8 protein-coding genes are annotated in these 15,025 nt (G+C 38.2%); 3 read left to right on the forward strand and 5 right to left on the reverse strand.

The window, feature by feature from the left end; translation table 11 throughout:
* Window positions 1-4,896: a type ISP restriction/modification enzyme gene (locus RM542_RS03375; protein WP_311384299.1), complete on the reverse strand. Its 4,896-nt coding sequence runs from the start codon at window positions 4,894-4,896 to the stop codon at window positions 1-3.
* 144 nt (window positions 4,897-5,040) lie between these two features.
* Window positions 5,041-5,796: an SOS response-associated peptidase gene (locus tag RM542_RS03380; RefSeq protein WP_311384300.1), complete on the reverse strand. Its 756-nt coding sequence runs from the start codon at window positions 5,794-5,796 to the stop codon at window positions 5,041-5,043.
* Between the two features lie 487 nt (window positions 5,797-6,283).
* Here RM542_RS03380 and RM542_RS03385 point away from each other — a divergent pair, with 487 nt between their 5' ends.
* Window positions 6,284-6,481, forward strand: coding sequence for a hypothetical protein (locus tag RM542_RS03385; protein ID WP_311384301.1), 198 nt, complete (start codon window positions 6,284-6,286; stop codon window positions 6,479-6,481).
* Between the two features lie 40 nt (window positions 6,482-6,521).
* Here RM542_RS03385 and RM542_RS03390 read toward each other — a convergent pair whose 3' ends face one another.
* The 3 genes from RM542_RS03390 to RM542_RS03400 form a co-directional block, all read right to left on the reverse strand.
* On the reverse strand, window positions 6,522-8,090 hold the full coding sequence (locus RM542_RS03390; RefSeq protein WP_311384302.1) for an arylsulfatase: 1,569 nt from the start codon (window positions 8,088-8,090) through the stop codon (window positions 6,522-6,524).
* A 4-nt stretch (window positions 8,091-8,094) separates the two neighbouring features.
* Window positions 8,095-9,225 (reverse strand): P1 family peptidase, encoded by a 1,131-nt coding sequence (locus RM542_RS03395; protein WP_311384303.1) that lies wholly within the window; start codon window positions 9,223-9,225, stop codon window positions 8,095-8,097.
* Between the two features lie 259 nt (window positions 9,226-9,484).
* On the reverse strand, window positions 9,485-9,685 hold the full coding sequence (locus tag RM542_RS03400; protein ID WP_311384304.1) for a GIY-YIG nuclease family protein: 201 nt from the start codon (window positions 9,683-9,685) through the stop codon (window positions 9,485-9,487).
* Between the two features lie 177 nt (window positions 9,686-9,862).
* Here RM542_RS03400 and RM542_RS03405 point away from each other — a divergent pair, with 177 nt between their 5' ends.
* Together RM542_RS03405 and RM542_RS03410 are read left to right on the forward strand one after the other, a co-directional pair.
* Entirely contained in the window at window positions 9,863-12,994 is a 3,132-nt protein-coding gene (locus tag RM542_RS03405) for a VPS10 domain-containing protein (RefSeq protein ID WP_311384305.1), read from the forward strand.
* A gap of 217 nt (window positions 12,995-13,211) precedes the next feature.
* Window positions 13,212-15,020, forward strand: a complete 1,809-nt coding sequence (locus RM542_RS03410) for a MutS-related protein (RefSeq protein WP_311384306.1) — start codon at window positions 13,212-13,214, stop codon at window positions 15,018-15,020.
* Window positions 15,021-15,025 lie beyond the last annotated feature (5 nt).

Consider the following 15,025-nt stretch of genomic DNA (forward strand, 5'->3'; position numbering starts at 1 on the left):
TTACTCAAATTCAAGTTTTGGCAACCCCTCCACAATATCCACCGTCTGTACAGATACATTAATAATACTCAACAACAAATCAAAAATATAGCTTGGGTTATCGTGTTCTTTGCCCCAATCATTAGGATCGTTGGTAATGCCACTTTTCTTATCGGTTTTGACTTGGTAACGTTCCATAATCCACTCTATGGCAGATTTGCCATTTACGACATATTTGTATGCTCTTTCTGGGATATTTTTAATGGTAATACGACCGTTATACAAAATGGTGTCTTTTTGGTCTTTTTTAGGGAAACGCATTTTGCTCACGCTGTAAAAATCATAGGCATCTGTTTTAATTAAAGCATCTTGACCAACTACCTCAACATCTGGGTAAGGTTCAACCGACTCATAATTAATATGCAAGTCTGCTAAGGCACGACCTGCTTTAGAAAATTTCCAGAAGTCTCTTGGGCTATCTACCAATGGTAAACGTGGCAACATTTTTTTAAGGTCGTTGGCAAAGGTTTCTCTATAGTCTGGACTATGTAAAATACCATAGACATAATAAAAGATGTCTTCTTTAGTTACCGATTTACCATATTGCTTTTGAGCACGCTCTAAAATAAAATCACTAATACCATCACGTTGTATAAACTCACTTTCACCTTCTTGGTCAAATAAACCTGGGGTTTGTTTGGTGCTCTCTTCATAGTAGTATAGCGGGAACGATTTTGTATCTCCATTAAAATGATAATCTGCTAAATTATCAGAAATAAGACATGACATTCCTTTGGGTGTTGACGAAACATTAATGATAACATTTAAACTATTTTTTAATGGAAAAAAATCTTCGAAATTCCCTTTTCTATGTATCAATAAATCGCCGTAGTATAGATTACTTTTATTAAATGGCCTATATAATGCAGGTCTTAAAACATTAGTATCATACTCATCCTTTCTTCCTCTGCCTACATTTGGAACTAAACTACTTGACCAACTAATTTTTTCATCATTATAATCTATAAATTCCTTTATTGAAAGTTTAGAATTAATAGCCTTAGCTTTCGTATAATCATTGACTTGGTTGTTATAAAAATCAATTGTACCTCTAATGTTTGTTTCTAATTTTTTAGCAGAATAGTTATAAACCCAATAGTCTCTACTTGTACCAATACCAACGGAATAATGAATAAAAAATGAATTGTTTTTAAGTTTCTTTCTTTTTTTAGGTAAAATCTGAATTAATTCACCGAATTTATCATTTCGTTGATTTATCCAGTCTCCTTCCTTATTTGGTTTTAGTATTTTCCATTGCATTTTAGGATTAGAAACTGTTCCAAATTTTTCAATTATATCAAGCTTTTCTTTTTGACTTAAATAATCACCTATATCATGGTATTTTATTACGGCTTTTTCATTTTTAGATTTTGGGTTTTTAACTAGAATTGATACTGATATTGTAGTTCTTGTTCCTTGTCCAAAAACATTGTCTTTTTCTTTTCTTCTTTGCTCGCCTTGCGTACGTGCATTTCCTCTTAAATTGAATACATAAATAGCATCAAATTCTTTCTCGATTATCTTTCTAAATCCATCTTGTGAATTACCATCTATCCATGCACCATTCGATACAAATGCAATGATCCCACCTTCATCATCAGCCAATCTATCCGTACTCCAACGAAATGCTTTGATATAAGAGTCATATAAGGAATTTTTATTCGTCGCTTCAGATACAACAGCATAGGTACTAGAAATACGGTTATCTAAATTTTCGTATTTCATATTTTGTGCATCATCATTTTCAGATTTTTGTCCAACAGAATATGGCGGATTCCCAACAATCACACGAATGGGTCCCTTTTTCTGTATTTCTAAACGTTCCGAATTTTGTGGGAACATTTCAGAGAAAATTACAGAGTCTTTGGTTTCACCTAATTGAAAGGTATCGGTTAAACAAATACCATCAAAAGGCACATAATCGCCTTTGTTACCCATCACATCGTGGTAGGCGTTTTCAATATTAACATCGGCAATATAATAGGCCAGTAACACAATTTCGTTTGCATGTAATTCGCGTTCGTATTTTCGTGGTAAATCTTCTTTTTTAATAAGTCCAGACTGTATTAAACGCGTAATAAACGTGCCTGTTCCTGTAAATGGGTCGAGTACGTGCACATCTTCATCAGAAATGGTTTGTCCAAACTCTTGTTGTAGGACATCATTCACCGAATGCAGAATAAAATCGACCACCTCAACTGGTGTATAGACAATACCTAATTGCTCCACCATTTTTGGGAAAGCGGTTTTAAAGAATTTATCGTATAACTCTATAATGATACGTTGTTTGGCTTCGGCATTATCGATACCTGCGGCACGCATACGAACAGATTCGTAGAATTTGTTGAGGACTTTAGTATCTTTTTCAAGTGCGCCTTCTTCCAATAAGCCCATCATGTGTTCCATCGCCATGGACACCGCATTGTTATCTACAAAGGAATAACCTTCAAATAAGGCTTCAAAGACAGGCTTGGTAATCATGTGCTGTGCTAACATTTCCACTGCTTCCTTTTCTGAAATACTGGAATTGATGTTAGATTGCAAGCCTTTTGAAAATTTGTCAAAAGCCTTTCTATGTTCTGTTTTTTCTTCAATGAGATAGGTAATACGTTCTACCAATCGTTGGGCAATTTCAGCTACATTAGTTGCCCATTGTTCCCAATAACGTCTGTCACCAACCTTTTTAACCAAACGTGCATATAAGACATTTTGTAAAGCATCGAATTGAAATCTAAATTGCTCATTTAATTTATCGGTTTTGTAACCACCTTCATTTTCGTTTACCCAATTACCATCTTCATCAAAGGAATAATCAGGTCGTCCAATTAGGATTTGGTCTGGTCGCTTTTTATTGAGGTCTATTTTATTGATAATGGCATTGAATCTATCATCGTGCGCACGTAAGGCATTTAAAACGGTCCAAACCACAGCATATCGTTTGTTATCATCTAAGGCTTTATCAGCTTCCACATCTGAAGGCACTAATACAGGAATAATGATGTAACCATATTTTTTACCTTCTGAACGTCTCATCACGCGACCAACGGATTGTACCACATCTACTTCCGAATTACGAGCGGATAAAAACATCACAGCATCCAATGATGGTACGTCAACACCTTCACTTAAACAGCGCACATTGGTGAGGATTCTGGTGTCGTCACTATCCTCTTTTAACCATGACAATAATTCTTCCCGCTCTGTGGCAGACATTGTTCCATCGATATGTTTTGCTTCCGTACTGATTCGAACTTTTTGTTCATTTTCTGGTAGAGACTCGATATATTCGTTTGATACTGTATTAAAATAGTTCGCTATTGTTGTTGATGCTGTTGCATCTGAATAGGCCGTTGGATTGATACGAGAGCAAAATGCTACTGCACGTTTCATAGGATTAGGGTCAACCTCTCGTAATGAGCCATCGTCTCCCATCATTTGTTTAGCCAATGCATTGATACAACCTATAAGTTTAGAAGCATCATCACTATTAATTTCCTGTTCTTCGTCAGAAATCATTTTCTGAACTGATGGTGGAACGTCTTTGTCACTTAAGGTAAGGATGAGTACTTTGTAGTCTGTTAAGAGATTCTTTGCAACGGCTTCACCGAATCCAATGCGGTAGATTTCTTCGCCGTATTGCTCTACTTCATCCATTGACCACAAGTCAACAGCATCTTGTGCAGCCTTGTCTTTAGCTTTTGGGTCATACATTCGTGGTGTAGCAGTCATGTAGAGTCGTTTTTTTCCTGCAACAAAATCGTTGTCGTGTACTTTTGTGAATGCTGACTCGTCTTCTCCACTTACTTTAGCACCTGTCGTTCGATGTGCTTCATCACATATAATAAGATCAAATATAGATGCATCACCAATATTATTTTGTAGTGCTTTTTGTGCTGTGGCAATAACTTCTATAGATTGATATGTAGAAAACACAACGGTCATGCCGTCATTACCATGCTCTTGGTAATAGGCAAATTGTCTTATAATATTTTCAATATCTGTAGATGCTGGTAATGCTAAATCTACAGTACTATAAAAATCGGCATCTTCTCCTTTCTTTTTCTTTTTGGTAATATCTGGTTGAGAACAAATACAAATGGCATTAATTGGATTTCTGGCTTGTGCAGTCCATTCGTTTAAAGTTTGACCTATCAAAGCAATTGATGGCACTAAAAATAGAATTAGGCCTTTGCCATTGGTTTCGTGCTCTGCGATACGTAAGGCGGTAAAGGTTTTACCAGTACCACAAGCCATGATGAGTTTACCTCTATCATGTTCCTTAAAATGTTTGTTAGTATTATCTAAGGCTGTTTTTTGGTGGTCTCTAACATCGTACTTTGGTACAAGTGCAGATTTCCCAGTAATTCCATCCTCTAATTTTTGCCAATCGACAGGTGCTTCTTCCAAAGCGAATAAACCTAAACGGGATAACGGAATATTTTGAACAGCAATAACATTCTCTGCATTCTGAGTCCAGCGTTTACCTGTGGTATCTATCCATAAGCGATGTGCAAAACGAGTTGTTTTATGATTTTCACCTTTAAACTGTGTACTTGAAGCTGATAAAAAACTATCTACAGCTTTTTTGTCTATGGTTGCACCTTCAGCATAGCATTTACATTGAATTGCCCAATAATCTCCTTCATTCGTTAAAGCGACGATATCAATGCCAGTGTCATTACCGCCTAAGTCTCTGCGACTTGGAAACTCATTCCATAGCCAAACATTTTTAAATTTGCTCGCATATTTTGGATCAGTTTGTAAAAATGCTGCCATGAGGCGTTCAAACTTATCACCTTTATCACGTTCGGAAAACGCGTATTTACGATACTTTTCTAGGATTTCCTTGAATGTCATTTAAACGTTTGATTAATGGGGGAGTTAATGGTTAACCTAAAATAGCTATTATGAAGGCAACAAAAAACAGAAAACCGTAATTTGGGGTTTAAGGCTAAATTTATTGTGGTTTTAGCACAAAACTGTAAGAAAAATAAGTAATATTTAGTATGCAATTTTCACCTCTGGGTAGTCCATCTTTTCAATATTAGTTTCGTAATTGCTATCCACCGTTCGGCTATACAAGTCTTTGGTTACCGGGTGCATGCTCAACTCGCCTTCCCATAAATCGTCTTCCAATACATGTTGTACATCACTCGCCGTATTACCATCATGCAACCAAGCATCAATATCATCCTCTGCAATGAGCACCGGGCGGCGTTTTTTGTCGTTATGGACTTCCGCAAATTTTGGGGTAGCAGCCTTAGTCAACACCGTAAACGTCCATCGTTCGTCTGCCGTATAGGTATAGATGCCTGCTAAGTACAACGGGTCGCCATCCGTTCTATGCATATAAAAGGGCACTTTATAGTCCTTACCCTTTACCTTCACCTTAGTGTTATGGGGTTCAAAAAAACCATCAATGGGGATCACACAACGCCGCTGCACCCATGAATACCTATAGATAAAATGGTCAAAAAGCTTTTCTGATTTGGCATTGAGCCCCCCAAAGGTTTTTGGGTTTTTAAAATACTCCTTGTAATCAGCCTGCTTTTCTCTTGCTGGTAGCAGTCCCCACATAGCTGGCACCAAATGATTGGGGTATTCTTGGGGTATGATCCACATAATAGGATGGCTCCATCCATTGGCGTGGTAGTAGATCAGTTCTAAATCGGAGTCTTCATTTTTTAGCACCGATTGTAGCTGTAAGCGTTTTTGTAGGGCTTCTTTTTTTCGGGTTTGACGGGTACTATAGCACATGAAAGTAATTTACGAAATATTGTTTTGAGTCATTACTTTTTCCATTGATGAAAAAAGTAAACAAAAAACCTCGACTGATAGTTATTTTGTCCATTTTGTCTTGACACAAAGCGGATTAAAAAGTCAAGAAGATTTTAATGAAATTTTTGGCACTGCCAAAACCATGGATGCTACTATCGCTTCATGCTCTTTTTCGCCATGCGAAACGCACTTCCGCTGGTAGCACCATTATTTCTGGAAAATCTTCGGTCACCGCCCCAAGGTGTCCAGGGTTCTTGAATTCTAAATCGGCCTTTTAAAAAGATGAAATATTTAATTGTTGATTACTTCTCCGCAGCATAGGGAGCAAAAGCTTCGGAACAGCTTTTTAAAGCGCGAAGTTTTGCGAGTGGTTTTACGCAGTAAAAATGCCTATGGAGAAGGCGTGTTTTTCTTTGTTTCGTTTCTTTTGCACGAACAAAAGAAATGAATATAGAATCCTTTTTCAATGGTTTTACTTTTTTCCATTGGTGAAAAAAGTAAACAAAGAACCTCGGCGGATGGTTATTTTGTCCATTTTGTCTTGACACAAAACGGATTAAAAAGTCAAGAAGATTTTAATGAAATTTTTGGCCCTGCCAAAACCATGGATGCTACTATCGCTTCATTCTCTTTTTCGCCATGCGAAACGCACTTCCGCTGGTAGCACCATTATTTCTGGAAAATCTTCGGTAAATAAATGAGTATTAATTCGATAACAAACCATTTTCAATAGCAGGAATTCTAAACCGTTCTGTAGTTGCATTTTCATGCTCCTTTTTAAATATTTCTGCAGCTTGAGCAATCACTTCAGGGTGTTTATCCGCAACATTTTTGGTTTCAGCAGGGTCCGTACTAAGGTTGTAGAGTTCTAAAGTGGGCGCTTTATCATCTTTTAAATGTTGCCGAATCACTTTCCAATCCCCAATTCTTAAGGCTACTTGTCCGCCATATTCTGGAAACTCCCAATACAGAAAATCATGTACTTTTTGTTCTGAAGTATTCAAAAGGGTGGGTAAAAAACTAATGCCATCGGTTGGTGTTTCTTCTTCAAATTTCAATAAATCGTCTAGCGTAGCAAAGACGTCGTACTGGACAGAAATATGATTCGTATGTGAACCAGCTGCAATATGGTTTGGCCAACTAGCGAGCATCGGTACACGGATACCACCTTCATACACAAAACCCTTGCCTTTTCCATAGGCCTCACCAAAGGGTCCGGAACTATTAAAGTATGCGCCATCGGTACCACCAGAATAGGTTACCCCGTTATCAGAGCTGAATAAAATTAAGGTATTCTCATATAGTCCTTCTTGTTTTAAATGCGCTACTAGTTTGCCTATATTCTCATCTAAATAGGATATCATAGCGGCATAACCCGCTCTTGGATTTTGATGTGGAAAATAGCCTTTGTCACCCAAGTAGGGTTCTTCTGCTCCAAACTTTTCCTTGTAATAGTCAACCCAGCGTTCAGGTGCTTGAATAGGGTTGTGGGGTATGGGTGTTGCCCAATAAAAGAAAAATGGTGCTTTCTTTTCTTTAGAAATAAACCCTAGCATTTGGTCAAACATGATATCTGGCGGGTATTCCTTTAGCGTAAAATTGGCATAACTATCTGGGTTATTAGGGTCTGCTCCTTTTGTAAGCTTTGTGCGTGGTGCGATGGTATCATTTTGTAAATGCACTCGATTTTCATTGTGATATAAATGCAGCGGATAATAGGTGTGGGCTTGGCGCTGACAGTTATAGCCATAGAAGAAATCGAATCCCATTTTAGTAGGAATAGCATCGGTATGTGGTGCGCCTAATCCCCATTTGCCAATCATTCCTGTGCGATAGCCTTTTTCTTGAAGTCGTTGAGGTAATAACACGGTGTTGGAGGGTATGGGCCGTTGGCCTTCTAGCGTAGAATCATGTGCCATGGCGCGGTAGTCCCAAACATCACCACGTTCGTTCCATTCATCATTACCTCGTATGTAGGCATGGCCGGAGTGTTTGCCTGTTAATAGCATATAACGTGCTGGTGCGCAAACGGGAGCACTGCTATAATGTTGCGTGAAAAGCATGCCGTTTTTGGCAAGGGCATCTATATGTGGTGTTTCAATCTTTTGTTGACCATAAGCCCCAAGTTCTCCATAGCCCAGGTCATCAGCAAGAATGTAAATGATATTTGGTTTCGGATTTTGTTGCGTAATCTCTTTTTCTTTTGGAGCACAACCCAGCATTAAAGTCAAGAGAAATAAAAGAGTAGGAAGTAAGCTATGTTTAATATTCATCGAACTATTCAGGATTTTCAATTTCTTTTTTAAGCATTTGAAGCACCTGTTTTTTAGGTAAAGCTTCAATCGTATGCCCATTGCGACCGGTCATTGTTTTCGCGGCAAAAAGAGAGTTTAATATGGCTTCTTCGGTAGCTTCAATAGTCGCTAAAAAGAGGGGTGTCATGGCTTCGTTTCGTAAAGTAGTATGGGTCTTTGTGTTCCCCTCAGCACGATATGGAATGCGACAGCTTTCTGCCGTAGAAACCGCAATCACATAATCTCCGCTACCATTACTAGCAATACCCCCAGTTTTTGCCAAGCCCAACATTGCCCGTTTAGCTAAGCGTTCTAAATTGCGGCTATCTAATGGGGCATCCGTCATGACGACCATCATACAAGAACCATCAGCTTCGTATTTAAAACTATCCGAATAGCGCCCTAATTGCTTCCCAACTTGTACTCCGTTTATCTCCAACACGCCCCCAAAATTACTCTGCACTAAAACTCCCAAAGTATAGCCACCTGCTTTTTTGGGTAGTACTCTTGAGGCAGTTCCAATTCCTCCTTTATATCCAAAACAAATAGTGCCCGTACCTGCACCTACATTACCTTCTTTTACTTCGCCGTTATTTGCATTTAAAATGGCATCTAAGACTGCTTTTTCATCTACATGGCGCCCTCGAATATCATTCAAATACCCATCATTAGTTTCGCCCACCACTGCATTTACGGAGCGTACATTTTCATTGCCCGGCAAGGCTAAACTATAGCCAACCAAGGCATCAATAGCGGTAGCTACGTTTAAGGTATTGGTTAGAACAATAGGAGTTTCTATATTCCCTAATTCTTTTACTTGTGAATAACCTGCTAGTTTTCCAAATCCGTTCCCAATATAAATTGCGGCGGGAACTTTTTCTTGAAAAATATTCCCATCATGAGCTAAAATCGCGGTGACTCCAGTTCTGATATGTTCCCCTTCAATAAGGGTAGTATGCCCCACTTGTACTCCGGATACATCTGTGATGGCATTGAGGGCTCCTGGTTGCAACACTCCAATTTCGATGCCGTAATCGCGTGCTCGTTTTTGGTCTTGGGCATGACCTTGAATTACAATCGAAAAAACGAAAATGAATAGGAAACAAACTCTCATAGCAATAAACGAATAAAAGGTATTGGTTTAAAGCTAAGCAAAAAGGTTTAGATGTGGGCTTTGAGTATCACAGGCCTCAATTTAAGTCGTTGTCTGAGGCACTCAATTTAAGTTGTTGTCTGGGGCACTCAATTTACCTCGTTGTCTGAGGCACTCGAAGACAACATTGTCATTTTTTATCGCGATAGGCGATTGATAGCTCTGGTAATTTATTGTGATTACCTTCAATAAGTGCTTCTTTCTTTTTACGACTCCACCCTTAAATTTGTTTTTCTCTATAGAAAGCTTCATCAATACGCTGAAAAATTTCAACATAAACTAAATGCACAGGGAGTCTTTTTTTAGTGTGATTTGCTCCTTTGCCTTCTTGGTGTTGCCGTATACGTAATTCTAAATATTTAGTGCTTCCAGTGTAATAGGTTCCATCAGAACATTCTAAAATATAAGTGTATCCTTTCATAACTATAAATTGGAGTCAATGGACCCTTCAATATAATACTATTTATGTTCACCTTGGTTTTCGCTCTGGGCTTCGAGAGCCTCAGCCCACGCATTAATGAATTTTTTAAATGGCTAACTTTTAGAAGTTCTGGCTTTTTCACTACTTTTAAAACTGACTAATTCCAATCAAATTAAAATGAAACAGCTATTCTCCAAAGCTAGCCTGCTCTTGCTAGCTCTTTGTTTTACAACCATTTCAACAAATTCACAACGTAGAAAATCTAGTACAACTCCTAAAGTACCGGCAGAACTGTATTCTAGTTTAGAATATAGATCTATAGGCCCGCACCGTGGTGGCCGTTCGGCGGCGGTTACTGGAGTGCCTGGTGAACCTAATTTATTTTACTTTGGTGCTGCCGGTGGTGGCGTATGGAAAACACTAGATGGGGGGCGTACTTGGGCTAATATTTCAGACGGGTATTTTGGCGGTAGTATTGGTGCTGTTGAAGTAGCCCAAAGTGACCCTAACGTAATTTATGTGGGGGGTGGTGAAAAAACCCTTCGCGGAAACGTTTCTAGTGGTTACGGAATATGGAAAACCGAAGATGGTGGTAAAACTTGGGCATCTGCAGGACTAAAAAACAGCCGTCATGTTCCAAGAATTAGAATACATCCAACCGACCATAATACAGTGTATGCCGCAGTATTAGGAAATATTTATAAGCCAACCCAAGATCGTGGTATTTATAAAAGTACGGACGGCGGTAAAACATGGGATAAAAAACTGTTTGTAAACGACCAATCTGGTTTTGTCGATTTAACTTTTGACCCAAACAACCCACGTATTTTATATGCATCTTCATGGAGAGCGCAGCGTACACCTTATTCTTTAAGTAGTGGTGGCGATGGTTCTGGACTTTGGAAGAGTACTGATAGTGGTGAGACTTGGACAGAGATTTCAAAAAATGAAGGTTTTCCAAAAGATACTCTAGGGATTATTGGAGTGACCGTTTCTCCTAAAAATAGTGAACGCGTTTGGGCTATTGTAGAAAATAAAGAAAAGGGTGGTTTGTACCGTTCTGAAGATGGCGGAAAAACTTGGGCACAAGTAAATAGTGAGCGTAAATTACGTCAACGTGCCTGGTACTATACCCGTGTGTATGCAGATACGGAAGATGAAGACGTCGTATATGTTTTGAATGTTCGTTATCATAAATCTACGGATGGGGGTAAAACTTTTAATACGTTTAATGCCCCACATGGGGATCATCATGATTTATGGATAGCTCCAGAGAATAGCCAACGTATGATTATAGGTGATGATGGTGGCGCACAGGTTTCATACGATGGTGGTGAAACCTGGAGTACGTATTACAATCAACCAACAGCTCAGTATTATCGGGTGACTACAGATAATGCTTTCCCGTATCGTATTTATGTGGCCCAGCAAGATAATTCTACGCTACGCGTAAATCACCGTTCTGATGGAAGTTATATTACCGAAGATGATTGGGAGCCAACTGCTGGGGGTGAGTCTGCTCATTTAGCAGTAGATCCTAATAATAACGATATTGTTTATGGTGGTAGTTATGGTGGATTCTTAACAAGAGTGAATCATGAAGCGGGTACGGTTAGAGGTATTAATGTGTGGCCAGACAACCCAATGGGATATGGTGCTGAAGGTATGAAGTATCGTTTTCAGTGGAACTTTCCTATACTATTCAGTAACCACGACCCTAAAAAATTATACACCTTTTCACAGAACGTACATATGTCTACCAATGAGGGGCAAAGCTGGGAATTAAAGAGTGGTGATTTAACAAGAAATGACCCAGATAAATTGGTGAGCAGTGGTGGTCCAATTACACAAGATAATACCGGTGTTGAATATTACTGTACCATTTTTGCAGCGAATGAAAGCCCATTAAAAGAAGGTTTACTTTGGGTTGGTAGTGATGACGGATTAATACATGTAACCAAAGATGGTGGTGCTAATTGGGAGAATGTAACCCCAACCAATATGCCGGAATGGAATATGATCAATAGTATTGAACCCTCTGCTTTTGATGAAGGAACTTGCTACGTGGCAGCTACAAAATATAAGCTAGGTGATTTTGCTCCTTACCTGTATAAAACCACTGATTACGGTAAAACGTGGGTAAAAATAACGAACGGTATAGAAAGTGAGCATTTTACGCGTGTGGTTCGTGAAGACCCAAAACAAAAGGGCTTGTTGTATGCGGGTACCGAAACAGGAATGTATATTTCTTTTAATGATGGAGCTAATTGGGAAAAGTTTCAATTGAATCTGCCGATTGTTCCGATTACAGATTTAGCCATTAAAGACGATAATTTAATTGTTGCTACACAAGGGCGTAGCCTTTGGATTATTGATGACCTTTCGGTACTACACCAAACCAAAACAGAGGATGCTGGAGTAGCTATGAAATTGTTTGCACCAAAAGATAGTTATAGAACTAGAGGTAGAGCTGCAAGCAAGCCAAGTTTAACAGCCGGACAAAACCATCCGAATGGTGTGGTAACTCATTTTTATATGAAAGATGTAACTAAGAAAGATAGTGTAAGCTTGACGTATACTTCTATGGCAGGTGATACCTTGGCCAACTTTAGCACTTTTTCCAAAGAAAAGAAGGATAAATTAAAAATAGAAAAAGGAGGCAATACCCATATTTGGAATACTAGAGGAACAGGTGCTGATAAGTTACCAGGAATGATATTTTGGGCAGCGGGTTTTAACGGAGCGAAAGCAGTACCTGGTAGTTACAAAGTACACTTGAATAAAAATGGAGCTACCCAGAGTCAAACTTTTAAAATTTTACCTGATCCTAGAGCTGAGGTTTCGGTCGCCGATATGCAAAAGCAATTTGACTTTATTACCAGTGTGAATGAGACCGTAAATAAGGCACATGAGTCTATTAAAAAGATTAGAGGTATCAATAAAAAGTTAGATGCTTTTATGAAACAGTATAAAGGCAATGAAGCGACGAAATCTTTGGTAGAAAAAGCCAAAACAATGAAAGAAGGTTTTAGTGAAATTGAAAAGGCATTGTACCAAACTAAGAATAGAAGTGGACAAGATCCGTTGAACTTCCCAATTCGCCTGACCAATAAGCTAGCGCACCTGAACAGACTTGTAAGTATTGGTGATTTTCCTCCTACTGACCAAGATGTTGCTGTAAAGAACGAAATGACTACTAAAATAAATGCGCAATTAGCGGCTTTTGATGCTATGGCGGATAAAGAAATGAAAGAATTTAATACAGAATTCAACGCGCTGAATTTGCAATATTTGAGTGTGGAAGATTAAACTATCACGGCTTTTGCCACCCCTCCTTTTTTAAGGAGGGGACTACAAGAGGAACCAGTTTGACATTAGTTAATGATATTAAGATTGGTTCTTTGGTCCTCCCCTGAAAAGGGGAGGTGCCGATAAATAGCTGCTCAAAGTTTAAATATATTTCATATGGGTTTTCACACAGATTACTGTTAAAACCCATTTTCTTTTTTAAGTTTGTTCGACCCTAATGCAGTCAGATTCCATGCAAGACCCAACATCTTTTTACCAATCGCAACTAACTAAATTTCAAAAGCAACTTCAAACGGTAAAAACAACGCTTAATACTTTAAGCCTAATTCGTTTGGTGCTGTTTTTAGCAGTATTAGCTGCTGTTTATTTTGTGTGGGGCAACACCCAAATTATTTTAGGAGTTCTTGTTATAGCTACCGTATTCTTTATTGCGCTTCTGATTCGTTATAACACGCTAAAATATGAGCGTGATTTTTTAAAGGCTTTAATTAAAACTAACGAGACGGAACTTAAAGTCTTAAACCGTGATTTTCATGATTTACCAGATGGAAAAGAATATGCGCAAGGAGCTCATGATTTTAGCCAAGATATTGATTTGTTTGGTCGTGGTTCTTTTTTCCAATACAGTAATAGAACGGCTTTAAAAAGTGGAACAGATCGTTTTGTTCATGGACTACTTTCTAACCATATTCAAAATGTCGACGAAAAACAGGAAGGAATTAAAGAATTGGCTGCTTTACCAGAATGGCGACAACAGTTTGGAGCCGTAGCTACATTGGTCAAAACTGAGGTTAGTGTAACAAGCGTTGTAAATTGGCTTCATCAGTATAGCTTCTTTGTACCAAAAAAAGCCCAATTAATAAGCATACTATTTTCAGCGCTGTCTATTTTAGTTTGGGCGCTCTATTTCTTAAATTTTATCTCTGGCTACCTCGTATTTGCAGTTTTTTTGTTAGGCTTAGCGATAACAGGTAAGTACCTAAAAAGTATCAATAAACTCGCCATACATACTGCACAAATCCAAAGTACTTTTCGACAATATGCTAAACTTATAGCTTTATTGGAGACTCAAGATTTTGACGCAAAGGCCTTAGGTCAAGAAAGAGCTAAAGTCATTGGGGCAGAGGGTTCAAGTTCCACTTTGCTAAAGAAATTCGCAAAGCTATTAGATGCCCTTGATCAACGAAATAATATACTCATTAGTCTTGTAGCCAATGGGTTTTTCTTGCGTGATTTATATATCTGTAAATCTATTGAAGATTGGATTTTAAATCATGGAAAAAAGGTGTCCAACTGGTTTGACGCTATTGCATTTTTTGATGCCTATTGTAGTTTAGGTAATTTTGCTTTTAACCATCCTAGGTATGTTTATCCTTTCATAAATCAAGATCAAAACACTATTGATTGTAAGGGTGCGGTGCATCCATTGTTAGATACTGAAATGGCCATTGCAAATGATTACTGCATTGCAAATGATCAATTTTTCGTGGTTACTGGGGCTAATATGGCAGGGAAAAGCACTTTTTTGCGTACCGTAGGTCTTCAAATAGTGATGGCTAATGTAGGATTACCGGTTGCGGCGACCGAAGCAAAGTATACCCCTATTAAATTAATAACAAGCATGCGTACTACCGATAGTTTGACTGATGATGAAAGCTATTTTTTTAGTGAGTTAAAGCGCCTAAAATTTATTATTGACAAAATTGAAGAAGAACCTCATTTCATAATTTTAGATGAGATTTTAAAAGGAACCAATAGCACAGATAAAGCAGAAGGTTCAAAGAAGTTTATTGAAAGATTAGTACGACTAAAAGCATCGGGTATAATCGCTACTCATGATTTAAGTTTATGTGCTGTTGCTGATAGCTTAAAAGAGGTAAAAAATTACTACTTTGATGCTCAAATTAAAAATGACGAATTATATTTTGATTATGCTTTTAAAGAGGGTGTCTGCCAAAATATGAATGCTAGCTTTTTATTAGCGAAAATGGGCATTGTAGATGATGCTTCATTAGACCATAATTAACAAAA

The sequence above is a fragment of the Croceitalea sp. P059 genome (genome assembly GCF_031846365.1).
Lineage (GTDB): Bacteria > Bacteroidota > Bacteroidia > Flavobacteriales > Flavobacteriaceae > Croceitalea > Croceitalea vernalis.